The following is a 15,681-nucleotide window of genomic DNA, read 5'->3' on the forward strand; positions in this document are numbered from 1 at the left end:
CCTTTGGGGAGAGAGCTGGGGTGAGGGGCCAATCTTGCGGCAGCGCCAACCAAAGCGCGCTGTTGTCCCAGCCATCTCGCGAGCCCACTCACCTCGATCCTCTCCCCAACAGGGAAGGAAGAAAATCGATCACTCCTGCGCGTTGATCACCGCCAAAAAGTCTCGCCCATAGCGCTTCAACTTTGCCTCGCCCACGCCACTGATGGATGCCATCTCTACTTCGTTCGAAGGCAACGCACGCAGCATTGCCAGCAAGGTGGCATCGTGGAAGATCACGTACGGGGGCACACCGTGCTGCTTGGCGAGCTGCGTGCGCAACTTGCGCAGCTCGTCCCACAGCGGCTGCTCGTAGGCTTCCACACCAAGACTTCCACCCGTCACGAGCTGGCTGTCACGGCGCTTGCGCGAAGCACGCACGGGACGGGCATCCTCGCGCAGCCGCACCGGGCGGTCGCCCACCAGCACTTCGCGGCTGATCTTGGTGAGCCTGAGCGTACCGAAACCCTCCGCATCCGCTTCCAGCAACCCCATCGCCAGCAGCTGCCGGAACACCGAGCGCCACTGCTTCTCGTCCATGTCGGCGCCGATGCCGAAGGTGGAAAGACGGTCATGGCCCAGCTCGCCCATGCGCGAGCTGTCCTCGCCGCGCAGGATGCCGATGACATGGCCAGAGCCAAACCGCTGCCCGCTGCGATAGACCGCAGACAACGCCTTCTGCGCCGGCACGGTGGCGTCCCAGGTCTTCGGCGGCTCGATGCAGTTGTCGCAGTGTCCGCACGGGCCATGGAACTCCTCGCCAAACGCCGCCAGCAGCAACTCGCGCCGGCAATGCGTGGCTTCGGCATAGGCCAGCAGCGACTCCAGCTTTTGGCGCTCGACGCGTTTTCGCTCATCGGCCGATTCGGACTGGGCGATCATCTGGCTCATCGTCACCACGTCCGATAGGCCGTAGATCATCCAGGCATCGGCCGGCAAACTGTCGCGACCCGCACGACCGGTTTCCTGGTAATAGCCTTCCATGCTGCGCGGCAGATCAAGGTGTGCCACGAAGCGCACGTCGGGCTTGTCGATGCCCATGCCGAACGCCACCGTCGCCACCATGACCAGGCCGTCCTCGCGCAAAAAACGCCGTTGGTGCGCGTTGCGTGTGGCCGCATCCAGGCCGGCGTGATACGGCAATGCATCGATGCCGGCCTCGGTCAGCCAGGCCGCTGTCTCGTCCACTTTGCGGCGGCTGAGCGCATACACGATGCCGGTCTCTCCCCGGCGCCGTTCCAGGAAATCCATCAGCTGACGGCGCGCGTTGTGGCGCAGGCCGACCTGATAACGGATGTTGGGGCGATCGAAGCTGGAGACGAACTGGCGCGCCTGCTGCAGCGCCAGCCGCTCGACGATTTCTTCGCGCGTGCGGTCGTCCGCCGTAGCGGTGAGCGCAACGCGCGGCACCTGCGGAAAACGCTGGTGCAACACCATCAGCTCGCGATACTCCGGACGGAAATCGTGACCCCATTGCGACACACAGTGCGCCTCGTCGATGGCGAACAGCGCCACCTCGGTGCGTTCGAGCAAACTCATGAAACGCGGCGTCAGCAAGCGTTCCGGCGCGACGTAGAGCAGGTTCAGTTCACCGGCCAGTAGTCGACGCTCTACTTCGCGCTGATCTTCCGCGCCCAGGCTGGAGTTGAGATAGGCCGCGGCCACGCCGGCTTCGCGCAGCGCATCTACCTGATCCTGCATCAATGCGATCAGCGGCGACACCACGATGCCCGTGCCTTGTCGCACCAGCGCGGGGATCTGATAGCACAGCGACTTGCCGCCGCCGGTTGGCATCAACACCAGCGCGTCGCCGCCTTCGATCAACTGCTGGACGATCGCCTGCTGCTGTCCGCGGAACTGGGTGTAACCGAAAACGCTATGGAGAATATCGAGGGGAGAGAGAGGCATCGGGAAATGCTATCAAATAGGTGGAATGGGCTGACGTCACGCAAGCGCCACCGTTTTTTGTAGGAGCGCACCCAGTGCGCGACTTTAAAGGCCCGGCGTCATCGCTCCGGAGGTTTGTCGCGCACTGGGTGCGCTCCTACAACTGAGCCGTAATCAGCCCGGCATACCCCACAACGCACGATCCAGATCCGCATCCAGCCCAAAACTGGCCAACGGCACGCGACCATTGCGCACCTCCACGCCCTCGGCCTTCAAGCGCTTGCTCTGCTCCCGGAAGCCCCGACTGCCAGGCGGGAAGGCAATCTGCCCACTGGAACGCAGCACGCGGTGCCAGGGCAGCTCCATGTCATCCGGGGTTTCCCCCAAAGCCCGGCCCACCAGGCGCGCGCGTCCCGGAAGGCCGGCACGCGCGGCGATGGCGCCGTAGCTGGCGACACGTCCGCGCGGAATCGCCGCAATCGCGGCGTAAATGCGCGCGTGGGCTTCGTTTATCGCCTTATCCATGACCTTCAACAGGCTCTTTACACCGGGTCGTGGCACAGTAGCGAGGCTCGAATCACCTGCCAAGGAGAGCGCACCCATGCGCCATTTCGAAGCCGTGCGTTCCCACATCGGCAGCCTGCACGAACTGCGCCATAACGACCCGTACCTGATCAGCTTCGACCTGACCCTGCCGCACGACCGCCACCAGGGCATCTACCTGGCCGAACTGGAAGACGAGGCCGGAGGGCGTTATCTGCGTATTTCCACGCCGGTGGGACCGCTGGCGGGCGCCGACCCGCGCCGGTGCCTGCGCTTCAACTGGGAGCAGCGCAAGGGCTTCCTGGCCGTGGCGGACCTGGATGGCTCGCCTTACCTGCACCTGTGCGAGAACCGCCCGTATGAGCTGCTGGATGCCGCTGAGCTGAAGCGGCTGATCGAGGAACTGGGCGCGCTGGGCGATCAGCTGGAGAGGATCGTCGCCGCCGGCGGCGACGATCTCTGAGAGATTTCCCGCAGGCGCGCACCTGGTGCGCGACCTCGGGATCCAAGGTTGAACTGCTTCGAAGGCGCATCGGGCATTGGGTGCGCCACTGCAACAAGCTTCAGAACAAGCTGGCCAGCCGCACCATCCCGTAGGCCAGCAAGGCCGTGACGGGCAGGGTCAAAATCCACGCCCACACCATGCGCTCCACCACCGACCAGCGAATCGCATTCCAGCGCTTGGCTGCACCCACGCCCATGATCGAAGCGGACACGTTGTGCGTAGTGGATACCGGGATGCCGAACTTGGTCGCCATCAAAATGACGGCTGCAGAGCCGGTCTCGGCTGCAAATCCATTGATGGGATGGAGCTTGACCATGTTGTGGCCGAGCGTCTTGATGATGCGCCAGCCACCGCCTGCCGTGCCGGCCGCCATGGTGAGGGCGCAGATCACCGCCACCCAAGTCGGCACCTCAAAGCCACCATCAGAGGTGCCGTTGATACGCAGGAAATTCAGCCAGTCTGGTAAATGCGCGAACTGTCCAGACGCCGTGGCGCCAGCGAGCGCCAACGCGATGATGCCCATGCTCTTCTGGCCATCGTTGGAGCCGTGTGCCAGGCCCATAGCGCTGGCGGAGAGGATCTGCGCCCGGCCAAAAAAATTGTTGACGAAAGGCGTCCGGCCGAAGCGTCGCAGGAAACCGGTGCGGCTGGAGAACCAGCTCAGCAGCGCATAGAGCCCTCCCATCACGCTGAAGCCGATAACGAAGCCCATAAGTGGCGATATCACCATTGGCACGATGACCTTTGGGATGACGCCATTGCCCAGCCACCAGTGCTGGCCTCCCTGTGACCAGATGACCGCACTGAAATGATCGCCGGAGAAAGCGACCGCTGCGCCAACCAAGGCGCCGATCAAGGCGTGGCTGGAGCTGGACGGCAAACCCAGCCACCAAGTGATGAGATTCCACACCGTCGCCGCAAGCAAGGCGCAGATAAGCAACTGCGGGCCCACCGCAATCACGTGGGTATCGATCAACCCGGCCGCGATGGTCTTGGCCACCGCGGTACCCCATAAAGCACCGATCAGGTTGGTCACGGCCGCCAGCAACACCGCCTGACCAGGTGTCAGCACCTTGGTCGCCACCACCGTGGCGATGGAGTTGGCGGTGTCGTGGAAACCGTTGATGTAAGTAAAGGCCAGCGCGATGAGCACGACGGCAATAGCGAGGCCGATACTCATGCATGCATCTCCCGCAGGACAGCCACGATGGCGGAAGCCCGGGTTGCAACCGGGCGACTCGGGAAAGAAGGGGTCATCGGGCTGGCCTCAGGAATTCTTCAGCACGATCGAATAGACGGTGTTACCCACGTCACGGCACTTGTCGATGGCCTTTTCCAGCAGCTCGAACAAGTCCTTGGCCAGCATCGCGCGCATCGCATCGTTGCCTTCCACATACAGCGTGCGGTACGGCAAGAGCAGCATGCGATCACCTTCGGATTCCAGCGTCTGCAAACGATCCTGCAGCTTCTTCACCGGGTCGATGCGCAAGCCGCGGCGCAGCTCGCCGATCATCTCGGACACCACCGTGGCAGCTCGTTCCAGCACCAGCGCGCGGGCGGCGAAATCGACGTCGGCAAGGCGATCGGCCACGATTTCGTAGCGCTCGGCGAATTTCTCGATGGTCTTGGGAATTTTGTACAACGCCGAATTCAGCGCCTCGATATCCTCGCGGTCGAGCGCGGTCACGAACGTGTTCACCAGCTCCTCGCTGATCTGCCCCGCAAGCGCTTTCTCGCGCTGGCGCGCGGAGGCAAAGGCGGCCATGACGGGCGCGTGATCCTTGTGCGTGACTAGGTCATGCAGGGCCTTGGCGCTCTCGCGCGCCGCTTCGGCGCTTTGCTCGAGCAGGCCATAGAACTTGTCGCCTTTGCCGAAAATCGTTTGCAATGAAAACATGCGGTTATTGCCTGGGGTGCGAGGGCTGAAATGACGGATATGTTACAGGACGGCCCTGCCGCACCGCATCACGGCCGCTCGACGGGTTGCCGCGGGCCCGTCGGACCGGCCGCCTACACGCCAATAGGCCTTACACTGCGTCTCATGTCCTCACGCGACCTCACCCGCGACCGGCTGCCATGCTGACCGAAATCGCGCTCGTCATCGTCCTTTCGCTGTTCAACGGCTTCTTCGCGCTCTCTGAGATGGCGCTGGTAGCCTCGCGCAAGACGCGCCTCAAGCAGATGGCCCGCACCAGCCGCCGGGCCCGCACAGCGCTGCGTAACGCGGAAGCGCCGGAACGCTTTCTGTCCACCGTGCAGGTGGGCATGACCCTGGTGATCCTGATCACCGGCGCGCTGGCCGGCGATGTCCTGGGCGATCACATCGCCAACGCCATCCATGGCGGGCAGGCAGCCTGGATCGAGCCGTACACCAAGGTCATCGGGCTGGTGCTCGGCTTCGTGCTGATTTCCTTCATCCAGATCGTCATTGGCGAGCTGGTGCCCAAGCGCCTGGCACTGTCAGCCCCCGAGACGATCTCCGGCTATGTAGCCATGCCGATGATGGTGCTGTCGCGCCTGACCGCACCGTTTGTATGGCTGCTCAACTTTTGCAGCAGCTTGCTGCTGCGACTGCTCAACGTGCGCGGGCGTGGCAGCGACGTGGCGACGGAAGAGGAAATCCGCCTGCTGGTGGCCGAAAGCGCCGAACACGGCATCCTCGACCGCGATGAACACAACATGGTCAACCGCGTGCTTCGCCTGGGCGACCGCACGGTCGACAGCGTGATGACGCCACGCACGCGCATCGTGTGGCTGGACCACTCGGCCAGCTACAAGGAAAACGCCGAAACCCTGCGCACGACGCCCTATTCCCGCTACCCGGTGTATCGCGGCGATGAAAGCGACATCGCGGGCGTGGTGGAAGTCAAACGTCTGCTGCGTGGCTACCAGGAAGGCAAGCCGGACCTGTTCGGGCGTCTGGCCAAGCCACTTTTCGTACCCGCCACGGCACGTGCACTCGACCTGCTGGAAGAATTCCGCGACGCCGAAACCCAGCTGGCCCTCGTGGTGGACGAGTATGGCGACATCGTGGGCCTGGTCACGCTCAACGACCTGCTCGCCGCCATCGTCGGCGCCACCCAGCTGGGAAGCAGCGGCTCGGAGGAAAGCCCACTCATCACGCCACGCGAAGACGGCAGCTGGCTGATCGACGGCTCGCTCTCCATCGATGACCTGCGCGAACTGCTGCAGGTGGATGCGCTGCCCGGCGAGGAAGAGCACGAGTACCGCACCGCGGCCGGCATGGTGATGGCGGCGCTCGGACACATCCCCCAAACGGGCGAGGTGTTCAACGGGCATGGATTCCGCGTGGAAGTGGTGGATCTGGACGGCGCCCGCATCGACAAACTGCTGGTATCGCGAGAGCCGCAGATTGATGTGGACGAAGACGGTTTCTGAGCGGCCCCTGTCCAAGGAACGCTCAGTCGCTCTTGCCGCCTTTGAGTTTGCCGTTGGCGATATCCGACATGCGCTGCGCATCGGCAAAGATGCCGTGCAGTACACGCAATTCACGCTCGTCAGGCTGGGCGCGCTGGAACAGCTTGCGCAACCTCAACATGATCGTGGTCGGCGACCGGCCCTTGTGGAAGTCGATGTCGTCCAGCATCTGTGCCATGTGTTCGAAGAAGCGCTCCATTTGCGCGGCATCCGCCGGTAGCTCGACATCCGCTCGCACGGGCGCGGCCACGTCGCCCAGTGAGGCCACGCGCAGTTCGTAAGCCATCACCTGCACCGCCTGCGCCAGATTCAACGAGCTGAAGTCATCCACGCTGGGGATGCGCACCATGGCGTGGCAGCGTGCCAGTTCCTCGTTCTCCAGCCCCGTTCGCTCGTTGCCGAATACCAGGGCCACCTGCTCGCCACGGGCAGCAGCGGCCAGCGCCCGGCTCGCGGCCTCGCGGGGCGTGATTTCCTCCAGATCCACCCCTCGACGGCGCGCGGACAACCCAAGCGCCAGGCTGGTGCCGGCCAGCGCATCCACCAGCCCTTCGCTGATCACGGCCCCCTCAAGCACGTCATCGGCACCGGCGGCCAACGCCGAGGCTTCGCGGTCGGGGAAACGGTGCGGTGCCACCAGTGCCATGCGGCCGAAGCCCATGGTGCGCATGGCCCGGGCGGCGCTGCCGATATTGCCCGGGTGCGAGGTGCGCATCAGCACGTAGCGGATGCGGGCGGCGAGGTCGGATTCGGGGCTCATCGGGGCGTCTAATCACGGTGAAACGGGCGCAAAGCTTGGAAACTGCCGGCCTCCCTGTCAAACCCGCCTTGGGGGACCGGCCTGAACAACGGCGGCGTCTCTGCTAAACTTCCCGGCCGAAACCCCGTTCTTTTGAAAGCCGAAGCCATGCCAAGACCCGCCGTCAATGTCGCGGTGCGCGCCGCGCGCTCCGCAGGAAACATCATCCTGCGCTACATGAACCGCATCGACGGACTCAACATCGTCGAGAAGCAGCGCATGGACTTCGCCTCGGAAGTCGACAAGCTTGCCGAAGCGGAAATCATCAAGGAGCTTCGACGCGCCTACCCCACGCATGCCTTCCTCGCTGAGGAAAGTGGCGCCACGGGCAAAGGTCCGCTGGTCTGGGTGATCGACCCGCTGGATGGCACCCACAATTACCTGCGCGGCATCCCGCACTTCTGCGTATCCATTGCCCTGCTGGACAAGGGTGAGCCGGTGTACGCGGTGGTATTCGACCCGCTGCGCGACGAGCTATTCACCGCCAGCAAAGGCGATGGCGCCTACGTCAACGACCGCCGCATGCGCGTCAGCAAGCGCGAAGACCTGGGCGGCGCGATGATCGCCACCGGCTTCCCCTACCGCCAGCGTTCGCACCTGCAGCCGCAGATGGACATCACCCGCGCCATCCTCGGCCAGGCCGAAGACATCCGCCGCTCCGGCTCAGCCGCGCTGGATCTGGCCTACACCGCTGCCGGCCGTTACGACGGTTACTTCGAGATCGGCCTCAAGCCGTGGGACATGGCTGCCGGCGTACTGCTGGTGCGCGAGGCCGGTGGCCGCTATTGCGACTTCGCCGGGCGCGACGGCATCCCGGAGAGCGGCAACATCGTCGCCGGGAACCTGCATGTGGTGCAGGCGATGGTCGATGCCATCGGTGCCAATGCCACCCCGCGTCTGTTGATGGCCTGAGCGTCAAGCCACAAGCCACGAAAAAAAGGCGCCCTCGGCGCCTTTTTTTATCCGCCCTCTCAGCCCGCTGAGACATCCCGCAGGAACCCGCGCAGGAACGGCACCGTGATACGTCGCTGCGCTGCCAGAGAAGCCTGGTCGAGACGATCGAGCAGATCTAGCAAAGCTCCCAAATCGCGGGCGTAACGCGCAAATAGCCAATCGAGCACGGTGTCGTCGAGCTCAATGCCTCGCTCAGCCGCCTGCTGGCGCAGCACGGCCCGACGTTCGGCGTCGTCCAGCGGCTTGAGCAGCGCCTGCTGACAGGCACCCAGACGCGAACGCAGGTCGGGCAGGTTCAGACCCAGTAGCGAAGGCAGCGCCTCAGCGGCGAATAGCAACGCCGCACCCTCCGCCCTGGCACGGTTATAGACATCAAACAACGCATGCTCGGCCTCGCGATCACCGGCCATCGCACCGAGATCGTCCAGCGCAAGGAATTCGCTGCCGGCCACGCCGCGGATGGCGGCGGCCTTGTCGCCGAGACTCGCCAGCGGCAAGTACTGCACGGTGCGACCGCTCTGGATGGCCGCCTGGCAGGCAGCCATCAACAGATGACTCTTGCCACTGCCGGCCGGGCCAGCCAGGTAGAGCCATGGCGCGCCGGGTTCACGCGCCAGCAGCTCCACCGCAGCGAGCGTGGCGGCATTGGCACCCGGATGAAAGTGTTCGAAGCGCTGGCGACGCGGCCAGCGCAGGGCAAGCGGCAACTGCGGGATCATGGTGGAGGTACTGCTTCCTTGTTGTCGTCGCGGCGACCGACGACCGTATGGGTTTCTACCGTGCCCTGCGCCGTATCGATGATCACGTCCACTTCGGTGAGCACCGGATCGCCGCCGCCCGCCTCCGTATACAGGTCACTCTGGCGATAACGCTCAGTGAGGTAGCGCAGCAGCACCAAGATCACCGAAGCCGCCGGCAACGCCAGCAGCACGCCGAGGAAACCAAACAGGTAACCGCCGGCCAGCACCGCGAAAATCACCGCCACCGGATGCAGGCCAATCTTCTCGCCCACCAGACGCGGCACCAGCACATAGCCTTCCAGCAACTGGCCCGCCGTGAAGATGCCCACCACGATAAGCACGTGGTTCCAGTCGCCGTACTGCACCAGCGCAGCGATCAGTGCCGAACCAAAGCCGACGATAAAACCGAGATAAGGCACGAAGCTGAGAAGGCCGGCGACCATGCCGATCAGCGGGCCGACCGACAGCCCCATGATCGTCAACGCCGCGCCATAGAAGATGCCCAGCGCAAACATGACCGCGAGTTGGCCGCGCACGAATGCGCCCAACACGCTGTCAGCCTCATGCGCCAGATGGCGGACGGTGGGCTCCACGGAGCGCGGCAAGATGCCGTCGATCCACGCCACCAGGCGGTCCCAGTCGCGCAGCAGATAGAACGCCACCACCGGAATGAGCACGAGGTTGGTCATCCACATCACGACACCGATGCTGGAACGGGAAATCTTGCCCAGCACGGTGGAGGCGGCGTCGCCAATCGAACCGATGTGCGATTTGATCTGTTCCACCAACCGGTCGGTGTCGAACGCATTGGGGTCCAGGTGCAACTTGGCTTGCACCCACGGCAGCGCCGCGTTGCGTGCCCAGTCCACGTAATGCGGCAAGTTCTGCACCAGATTGTTGATCTGCCGAGAAATCAGCGGAATGAGCAGCAGCAAGGCGCCCACCGTGAACAACAGCAGCACGATGAACACGATGCTCACTGCCAGCGTACGCCCCATGCCGAGCCGCTCAAGGCGGTCAGCCAGCGGATCACCCAGATAAGCCAGCATCGCAGCGAAGGCGAACGGCATTAGCACGGGCGCCAGCAGCCAGAGCACATAGATGATGGCCGCGGTGATCGCGAACATCTGCCAGCGTCGGGAAATGTCATGAGTCATCGACATGGCTCATCGAGTGGAATTGGGCAGTGTGACGTATGCGCAAAGGCATCGCCAGCGCATCGGCGGTGGCCGCTTCGTTGCTCCGCAATAGCCTTGAGCCGGCTCAGTGAACCCAGCGCAGGCTCGCATCCGCGTCGTTATGCGCGTCCCCGCGCAGCAAACGCCCGCCTGCGGCGAGGTTGGCCGAGAGCGTGTCGATCGGCAGGCTGACCTTCACCGCAAACAACATGCCATCGCCCTGCGCGCTGAGCGTGGTCACCTGGCGCACTGACGGGTCCGCACGCAACGTGGCCAGCAGGTTGGCGTAATCCGCGGCGGAGTTGATCTGGGAAACCCACAGTTTGCCGTCCACTGTGGTCGAGCCGATCACGTTCAGCTGCTTGCCCAGGCGATCGGCCAGGCCATTGCCGGCGTCGGTGAGGACGGCCGCAGCATTGGCGCCATTGTTGTTCCAGCGCTGTTGCGGACCGCCGGACACCAGTACCCAGTCGGCGCTGCCGCCATGCAATTGACCCAGCAGGATCAGGCCGGTCTTGTATTGGCGGGCCAAACCGGCCAGCTGGTCGGGCTCGGCGCTGGCCAGATTCGGCGTGTCGCCAGTCTTGGCCGGGTCGGCCAGTATCGTGCTGTAGCCGCGAGCCGCTACCGCCTGGGTCAATGCTGCCAATGCGTCGCGGGTCAGCACGCTGCCGTCTTCGTCACGCACCACCAGCAACACGGGCGGTTTCGGCCCCGCGCTGGACACACCCAACTGGGCCACGGTGCGCTGCACCGCCGCCTGATCGAAAGTGACCTGCAAACTCATGCCGGTGGCGGCGCGCTGGTACTGGTACTGCTGCACGATGCCAGCCGCGCCCTTGAGCGCATCGGGGTAGCCCGGTTTGGTGCTCAGATCCTGCCCGCCGGAAGTGCGAGCCAGCACTTGGGCAAGCGCATCGCCAAAGGCGGCGTTGCGGGCCACATCGCTGGTGTCGGCCACCGACACCACCACGGTGAACGGCGAGACTTGTCCCTGCGCGTGCACGGACAGCAGCGGGGCGAGCCCCAGCATGAAACAGACGAGCAGCAGGCGGGACAGGCGCATGGGAAAGCGATATCCGTAGGGAAACGTCGGAAGTCTGCCCAATCCAGTCGGCAGCGTCCATCGAAGAAGTCCCGGTTCCGCGCCTCGCCCGCGGCCCATGCCCGTCGATGACTGAGGCAGGCGTCGGCCTTCACTGCTACACTTTGGCGTTTCTCCACGCCGGGTTGCCCCCATGTCCGACGCCCTCACCTACCGCGCCGCTGGTGTCGATATCGACGCTGGCAATGCCGTGGTCGAACGCATCAAGCCGCTGGTCAAGCGCACGTTCCGCCCCGAAGTGATGGGTGGCCTGGGCGGTTTTGGCGGCCTGTTCGACCTTTCCGGGCGATTCAAGGAGCCGGTGCTGGTCTCCGGCACGGACGGCGTGGGCACCAAGCTCAAGCTCGCCCAACAGCTGGGCCGCCATGACACCATCGGCATCGATCTGGTCGGCATGTGCGTCAACGACGTGCTGGTGCAGGGTGCCGAACCGCTGTTCTTCCTCGATTACTTTGCCACCGGCAAGCTGGACGTGGATACCACGGTCGCGGTCGTCGGCGGCATTGCCAAGGGTTGCGAGCTGGCTGGTTGCGCGCTGATCGGCGGCGAAACCGCCGAGATGCCGGACATGTATCCGCCCGGCGAGTACGACCTGGCTGGCTTCACTGTCGGCGCGGTGGAAAAGTCCCAGTTGCTCAGCGGCGAAGGCATCGTGGCCGGCGACGTGATCCTGGGCGTGGCCTCTTCGGGCCCGCACTCCAATGGCTACTCGCTGATCCGCAAGATCGTCGAACGCGCCGGCAGCCCGCTGGAACTGGACCTGGGCGGCGTGACGCTGGCCGACGCACTGATGGCGCCGACCACCATCTACGTAAAGCCGATGCTGGATCTGCTGAAGAACCAGCCGGTGCATGGCATGGCGCACATCACGGGTGGCGGTCTCAAGGAAAACATCATCCGTGTGGTGCCCGACGGCCTCGGCATTGCGCTGGACGCTTCCGCCATCGTGCTTCCGCCGGTATTCGACTGGCTGATGCGCGAAGGGAACGTGGCGCGCGAGGAAATGTGGCGCACCTTCAACTGCGGTGTGGGTTTCACCATCATCCTGCCGCGCGATGCCGTCGCCACCGCCAGCGCCCTACTCCAGAAGCATGGCCTGGCCAGTTCGGTGATTGGCGAGATCGTGCCCGCCCAGGGCGACGAGCGCGTGCACATCGGCTAAGTCTCGTGACTTTGCCGCGTCTTCGTGTCGCCGTGCTCGCATCCGGGCGTGGCAGCAATCTGCAGGCACTGCTCGCTGCGCGTGACGCCGGCGAGTTGCCGGTCGACTTTGTATTGGTGGGCAGCGACAAGGCGAAAGCCGGCGCGCTGCAGCTCGCAAAGGACGCCGGAGTCCCCACTTGCACGCTCGACCCCAAGGCCTTTGCCAGTCGTCGCGACTTCGACTTCGAACTGTTCCGTCGCCTCGATGCCAGCGGGGCCGACGTGCTGGTGCTGGCCGGCTTCATGCGCATCATCGACGGGGACGCACTCAAGCCATGGGTGGGACGGATGATCAACATCCACCCTTCCCTGCTACCTAAATACCGCGGTCTGCACACGCATCGGCGCGCGCTGGAAGCAGGCGACTCCGAGCACGGTGCCAGCGTGCACTATGTGACAGCGGAACTGGACGGCGGCCCGGTGATCGCACAGGCGCGCATCAATATCTTGCCGGGCAACGACGAGCAGCAGCTCGCACAACGCCTGCTCGCTTTCGAACACCAACTGCTGCCCGCCGTGCTGGGACTGATTGCGGAAGGCCGGCTAGCCTTGCTGCCGCCCGATCGCATCGAACTGGATGACCAACCGCGGCACGCGCCGCTGCAACTTCGTGACGGCAAATTGGTTGACTGACGTCCGCACCGCCTCTCTACAAGTCGTTCAGGATGGACACGTAGACTGCGGACCTTATGACCACACCCATCACCCCCCGCACATTCGCCGCCGGCCTGGTGCTGGCCGTCGCCACCGCCACTGCCGCCGCCACGGGCGCCGCGCCCACGCCGTTCACTGCGACCTATCAGGTGTCGCAAGGCGGCCAGGCCATTGGCGAGGCGGTGGTCACGCTGAAATCCGCTGGCAACGGCCAGTGGGAGTACAGCAATCAGACTAAAGGCACCTCGGGCCTGGCTGCCGCGCTCGGCGCGAACTCTACCGAAACAACGCGCTTTCGCTGGAACAACGACGCGCCGGAAACGGTCAGCTATGACTACCGCATGGACGCCGCAATCAAGAGCAAGCAGCGCCATACCGCGGTGAACTGGAGCACCAATCAGGTCACCGTGGATGAGGGCAAGGGGCCCATGAACTACGCGAGCGTGCCCGGCCTGGTGGACCGCAACACAGCCCCCTTTGCCATTGGCTTGGCGCTGCGTGCGGGCAAGCAGAGCGTGGCGCTGCCTGTCGCCGTCAAGCGCAACGTGGAAACACAGACGTTCAAGGTTTCCGGCAAGGAAGCAGTCAAAGTGCCCGCCGGCAGTTTCCAGGCCGAGCGTGTGGAGCGCAGCGACGACAACAAGAGCTTCAGCGCCTGGTATGCGCCGCAGAAATATCCGGTGCCGGTGAAGCTGGCGCAGAGCGACGGCGGCAATCTCACGTTGGAGTTGGTGAGCTTTCAGGGGCGCTGAGGAACCGCTGGCTTTTGCTCGTCATCCCAGCGAATGCTGGGATCCCGTGCCTTTAAGGCGCCAGGCAAAAACTGGAAGGCGCTGGATCCCAGCATTCGCTGGGATGACGGCAACCCACCTAGTTCGCAGATATGAAAAAGGCCGCTGACGCGGCCTTTTTCATCTAGCGAAAAGCGAACTTCAGGACGGCAGGCGACGGATCTTCGCACCCAGCACGCCGAGCTTTTCCTCGATGTTCTCGTAGCCGCGGTCGATGTGATACACGCGATCGACGATGGTGTCGCCCTCGGCCACCAGGCCTGCCAGCACCAGACAGGCCGAAGCGCGCAGGTCGGTTGCCATGATCGGCGCGCCACTCATCTTTTCCACGCCCTTGATGATGGCCGTATTGCCTTCCAGACGGATATCCGCACCCAGGCGCTGCAATTCCAGCGCGTGCATGAAGCGGTTCTCGAACACCGTCTCGGTGATCACGCCCACGCCCTCGGCCACGCAGTTGAGCGCGGTGAACTGCGCCTGCATGTCGGTGGGAAACGCCGGGTACGGTGCCGTGGTGATGTTCACCGCCTTGGGACGACGGCCACGCATGTCCAGCTCGATCCAGTCGGGGCCGGTGGAAATCTGGGCGCCAGCGTCTTCCAGCTTGGACAGCACCGCGTCGAGGGTATCGGCGCGTGCGTTGCGGGCGCGCACCTTGCCACCGGTCATCGCCGCACCCACCAGGAAGGTGCCGGTTTCGATGCGATCCGGCAGCACTTCGTATTCGGCACCGTGCAGTCGCTCCACCCCATGAATGACCAGCGTGGACGTGCCGACGCCCTCGATCTGCGCGCCCATGGCGATCAGGCAGTGCGCCAGGTCGACCACTTCCGGCTCCTGCGCTGCGTTCTCGATGACCGTGGTGCCCTGGGCCAGCGCAGCGGCCATCATGATGTTCTCGGTACCGGTAACGGTAACCATGTCCATCACGATACGGGCGCCCTTGAGGCGCTTGGCCTTGGCCTTGATGTAGCCGTTTTCCACGACCACCTCGGCGCCCAGCGCCTGCAGGCCCCGGATGTGCTGGTCGACCGGACGCGAGCCGATCGCGCAGCCGCCCGGGAGCGATACTTCCGCCTCGCCAAAGCGCGCTACCAGAGGGCCCAGCACCAGGATCGAGGCGCGCATGGTGCGCACCAGGTCGTAGGGCGCGAAATACTTGTCCGTGGAGCGCGGGTCGATGTGCATCTTCATGCGGTCGTCCAGCACCAGCTGCGTGCCCATCTGACCGAGCAGCTCGATGAAGGTGGTGACGTCGTGCAGGTGCGGCACGTTGCTGATTGCCACTGGCTCGTCGGCCAGCAGGCAGGAAGCGAGGATCGGCAGCACGGCGTTCTTGGCGCCCGAAATGCCTACCTCGCCATGAAGCGGCTCACCGCCGCTGATGAGGATCTTGGCCATCAAAAGTCCTTGGATAGTGCGTGGGAGTCGTCGCGCAGCCCTCAACGGCGCGCGACGGCCTCCTGCGGAGTGAGGGTTTTCAGGGCAAGCGCGTGGATCGCACCGCCCATGAGATCCCCCAGCGTGGCGTAAACCAGGCGATGACGTGCCAACGGCAGCTTGCCGGCGAACTGTTCGGCCACCACTTCAGCCTCGAAGTGCACACCGTCATCACCACTTACGGCCGCGTGCGCACCGGGCAGGCCTTGTTCGATCATTGCCTGGATGGTGGCAGCGTCCATGGTTTTTCCACATGCAGGGGTTGGGTCAACGCCGCGGACTGAAAGCCCAATGGCGCCGACTATGACGTTAAAATGCGAATATGCCATGTTAATGGAAAACCTCTGTCGCAGAAACGACACGTGTAGCCGCCAGCACCCGCGCCCGGCCCCGAGCAATCACCCAACC

Annotated in this window: 16 protein-coding genes; 6 read left to right on the forward strand and 10 right to left on the reverse strand. The window is 64.3% G+C overall.

The window, feature by feature from the left end:
• Positions 1-129: 129 nt before the first annotated feature.
• Entirely contained in the window at positions 130-1,944 is a 1,815-nt protein-coding gene (gene recQ, locus AC3CBN_RS00075; protein WP_488634797.1) for a DNA helicase RecQ, read from the reverse strand.
• 153 nt (positions 1,945-2,097) lie between these two features.
• The gene (locus AC3CBN_RS00080) at positions 2,098-2,436 is read right to left on the reverse strand and encodes an MGMT family protein (protein WP_488636780.1); all 339 of its coding nucleotides are present in this window, start codon (positions 2,434-2,436) and stop codon (positions 2,098-2,100) included.
• Between the two features lie 88 nt (positions 2,437-2,524).
• On the opposite strand from AC3CBN_RS00080, the gene AC3CBN_RS00085 reads away from it, so the two are divergent.
• Positions 2,525-2,929, forward strand: coding sequence for a hypothetical protein (locus AC3CBN_RS00085; RefSeq protein WP_488634798.1), 405 nt, complete (start codon positions 2,525-2,527; stop codon positions 2,927-2,929).
• Positions 2,930-3,029: 100 nt separating this feature from the next.
• Here AC3CBN_RS00085 and AC3CBN_RS00090 read toward each other — a convergent pair whose 3' ends face one another.
• Together AC3CBN_RS00090 and AC3CBN_RS00095 are read right to left on the reverse strand one after the other, a co-directional pair.
• A complete protein-coding gene (locus AC3CBN_RS00090; protein ID WP_488634799.1) occupies positions 3,030-4,151 on the reverse strand; it encodes an inorganic phosphate transporter in 1,122 nt (373 codons plus the stop codon).
• 87 nt (positions 4,152-4,238) lie between these two features.
• A complete protein-coding gene (locus AC3CBN_RS00095; RefSeq protein WP_488634800.1) occupies positions 4,239-4,868 on the reverse strand; it encodes a DUF47 domain-containing protein in 630 nt (209 codons plus the stop codon).
• A gap of 179 nt (positions 4,869-5,047) precedes the next feature.
• Between AC3CBN_RS00095 and AC3CBN_RS00100 the strand changes: the two genes are divergently transcribed.
• A complete protein-coding gene (locus AC3CBN_RS00100) occupies positions 5,048-6,370 on the forward strand; it encodes a hemolysin family protein (protein WP_488634801.1) in 1,323 nt (440 codons plus the stop codon).
• 22 nt (positions 6,371-6,392) lie between these two features.
• On the opposite strand, the gene AC3CBN_RS00105 is transcribed toward AC3CBN_RS00100, so the two are convergent.
• Positions 6,393-7,169 carry an RNA methyltransferase gene (locus tag AC3CBN_RS00105; RefSeq protein WP_488634802.1) on the reverse strand — a complete coding sequence of 259 codons (777 nt, stop codon included), beginning with the start codon at positions 7,167-7,169 and terminating at the stop codon, positions 6,393-6,395.
• Positions 7,170-7,316: 147 nt separating this feature from the next.
• Between AC3CBN_RS00105 and AC3CBN_RS00110 the strand changes: the two genes are divergently transcribed.
• Positions 7,317-8,120, forward strand: coding sequence for an inositol monophosphatase family protein (locus tag AC3CBN_RS00110; RefSeq protein ID WP_488634803.1), 804 nt, complete (start codon positions 7,317-7,319; stop codon positions 8,118-8,120).
• A gap of 59 nt (positions 8,121-8,179) precedes the next feature.
• Here the strand turns inward: AC3CBN_RS00110 and hda are convergent, their stop codons facing one another.
• From hda to AC3CBN_RS00125, 3 genes are all read right to left on the reverse strand, one after another.
• Positions 8,180-8,881, reverse strand: coding sequence for a DnaA regulatory inactivator Hda (gene hda, locus AC3CBN_RS00115; RefSeq protein ID WP_488634804.1), 702 nt, complete (start codon positions 8,879-8,881; stop codon positions 8,180-8,182).
• Positions 8,878-10,065, reverse strand: a complete 1,188-nt coding sequence (locus AC3CBN_RS00120; protein WP_488634805.1) for an AI-2E family transporter — start codon at positions 10,063-10,065, stop codon at positions 8,878-8,880. Before AC3CBN_RS00120 ends, hda begins: the two co-directional genes overlap by 4 nt.
• A 100-nt stretch (positions 10,066-10,165) precedes the next feature.
• Positions 10,166-11,146 carry a DUF2066 domain-containing protein gene (locus tag AC3CBN_RS00125; RefSeq protein WP_488634806.1) on the reverse strand — a complete coding sequence of 327 codons (981 nt, stop codon included), beginning with the start codon at positions 11,144-11,146 and terminating at the stop codon, positions 10,166-10,168.
• Between the two features lie 172 nt (positions 11,147-11,318).
• Between AC3CBN_RS00125 and purM the strand changes: the two genes are divergently transcribed.
• Genes purM through AC3CBN_RS00140 form a run of 3 tightly spaced genes read left to right on the forward strand, consistent with a single transcriptional unit; the run spans position 11,319 to position 13,794 of the window.
• Positions 11,319-12,347 (forward strand): phosphoribosylformylglycinamidine cyclo-ligase, encoded by a 1,029-nt coding sequence (gene purM / locus AC3CBN_RS00130; RefSeq protein ID WP_488634807.1) that lies wholly within the window; start codon positions 11,319-11,321, stop codon positions 12,345-12,347.
• A gap of 5 nt (positions 12,348-12,352) precedes the next feature.
• Positions 12,353-13,021 carry a phosphoribosylglycinamide formyltransferase gene (purN, locus tag AC3CBN_RS00135; RefSeq protein ID WP_488634808.1) on the forward strand — a complete coding sequence of 223 codons (669 nt, stop codon included), beginning with the start codon at positions 12,353-12,355 and terminating at the stop codon, positions 13,019-13,021.
• Between the two features lie 56 nt (positions 13,022-13,077).
• The gene (locus AC3CBN_RS00140; protein ID WP_488634809.1) at positions 13,078-13,794 is read left to right on the forward strand and encodes a DUF3108 domain-containing protein; all 717 of its coding nucleotides are present in this window, start codon (positions 13,078-13,080) and stop codon (positions 13,792-13,794) included.
• 180 nt (positions 13,795-13,974) lie between these two features.
• On the opposite strand, the gene murA is transcribed toward AC3CBN_RS00140, so the two are convergent.
• Positions 13,975-15,234 (reverse strand): UDP-N-acetylglucosamine 1-carboxyvinyltransferase, encoded by a 1,260-nt coding sequence (murA, locus tag AC3CBN_RS00145; RefSeq protein WP_488634810.1) that lies wholly within the window; start codon positions 15,232-15,234, stop codon positions 13,975-13,977.
• 41 nt (positions 15,235-15,275) lie between these two features.
• Complete coding sequence (locus AC3CBN_RS00150; RefSeq protein ID WP_488634811.1) at positions 15,276-15,515, reverse strand: BolA family protein; 240 nt, start codon at positions 15,513-15,515, stop codon at positions 15,276-15,278.
• Positions 15,516-15,681: the final 166 nt, after the last annotated feature.

It is taken from the genome of Dyella sp. OK584, from assembly GCF_057787755.1.

What these genes read in the sequence shown, in the direction of transcription:
- recQ (WP_488634797.1), bottom strand. Translation starts at nt 1,944, where the DNA reads ATGCCTCTCTCTCCCCTCGATATTCTCCATAGCGTTTTCGGTTACACC.
- AC3CBN_RS00085 (WP_488634798.1), top strand. Translation starts at nt 2,525, where the DNA reads ATGCGCCATTTCGAAGCCGTGCGTTCCCACATCGGCAGCCTGCACGAA.
- AC3CBN_RS00090 (WP_488634799.1), bottom strand. Translation starts at nt 4,151, where the DNA reads ATGAGTATCGGCCTCGCTATTGCCGTCGTGCTCATCGCGCTGGCCTTT.
- AC3CBN_RS00095 (WP_488634800.1), bottom strand. Translation starts at nt 4,868, where the DNA reads ATGTTTTCATTGCAAACGATTTTCGGCAAAGGCGACAAGTTCTATGGC.
- AC3CBN_RS00100 (WP_488634801.1), top strand. Translation starts at nt 5,048, where the DNA reads ATGCTGACCGAAATCGCGCTCGTCATCGTCCTTTCGCTGTTCAACGGC.
- AC3CBN_RS00105 (WP_488634802.1), bottom strand. Translation starts at nt 7,169, where the DNA reads ATGAGCCCCGAATCCGACCTCGCCGCCCGCATCCGCTACGTGCTGATG.
- AC3CBN_RS00110 (WP_488634803.1), top strand. Translation starts at nt 7,317, where the DNA reads ATGCCAAGACCCGCCGTCAATGTCGCGGTGCGCGCCGCGCGCTCCGCA.
- hda (WP_488634804.1), bottom strand. Translation starts at nt 8,881, where the DNA reads ATGATCCCGCAGTTGCCGCTTGCCCTGCGCTGGCCGCGTCGCCAGCGC.
- AC3CBN_RS00120 (WP_488634805.1), bottom strand. Translation starts at nt 10,065, where the DNA reads ATGTCGATGACTCATGACATTTCCCGACGCTGGCAGATGTTCGCGATC.
- AC3CBN_RS00125 (WP_488634806.1), bottom strand. Translation starts at nt 11,146, where the DNA reads ATGCGCCTGTCCCGCCTGCTGCTCGTCTGTTTCATGCTGGGGCTCGCC.
- purM (WP_488634807.1), top strand. Translation starts at nt 11,319, where the DNA reads ATGTCCGACGCCCTCACCTACCGCGCCGCTGGTGTCGATATCGACGCT.
- AC3CBN_RS00140 (WP_488634809.1), top strand. Translation starts at nt 13,078, where the DNA reads ATGACCACACCCATCACCCCCCGCACATTCGCCGCCGGCCTGGTGCTG.
- murA (WP_488634810.1), bottom strand. Translation starts at nt 15,234, where the DNA reads ATGGCCAAGATCCTCATCAGCGGCGGTGAGCCGCTTCATGGCGAGGTA.
- AC3CBN_RS00150 (WP_488634811.1), bottom strand. Translation starts at nt 15,515, where the DNA reads ATGGACGCTGCCACCATCCAGGCAATGATCGAACAAGGCCTGCCCGGT.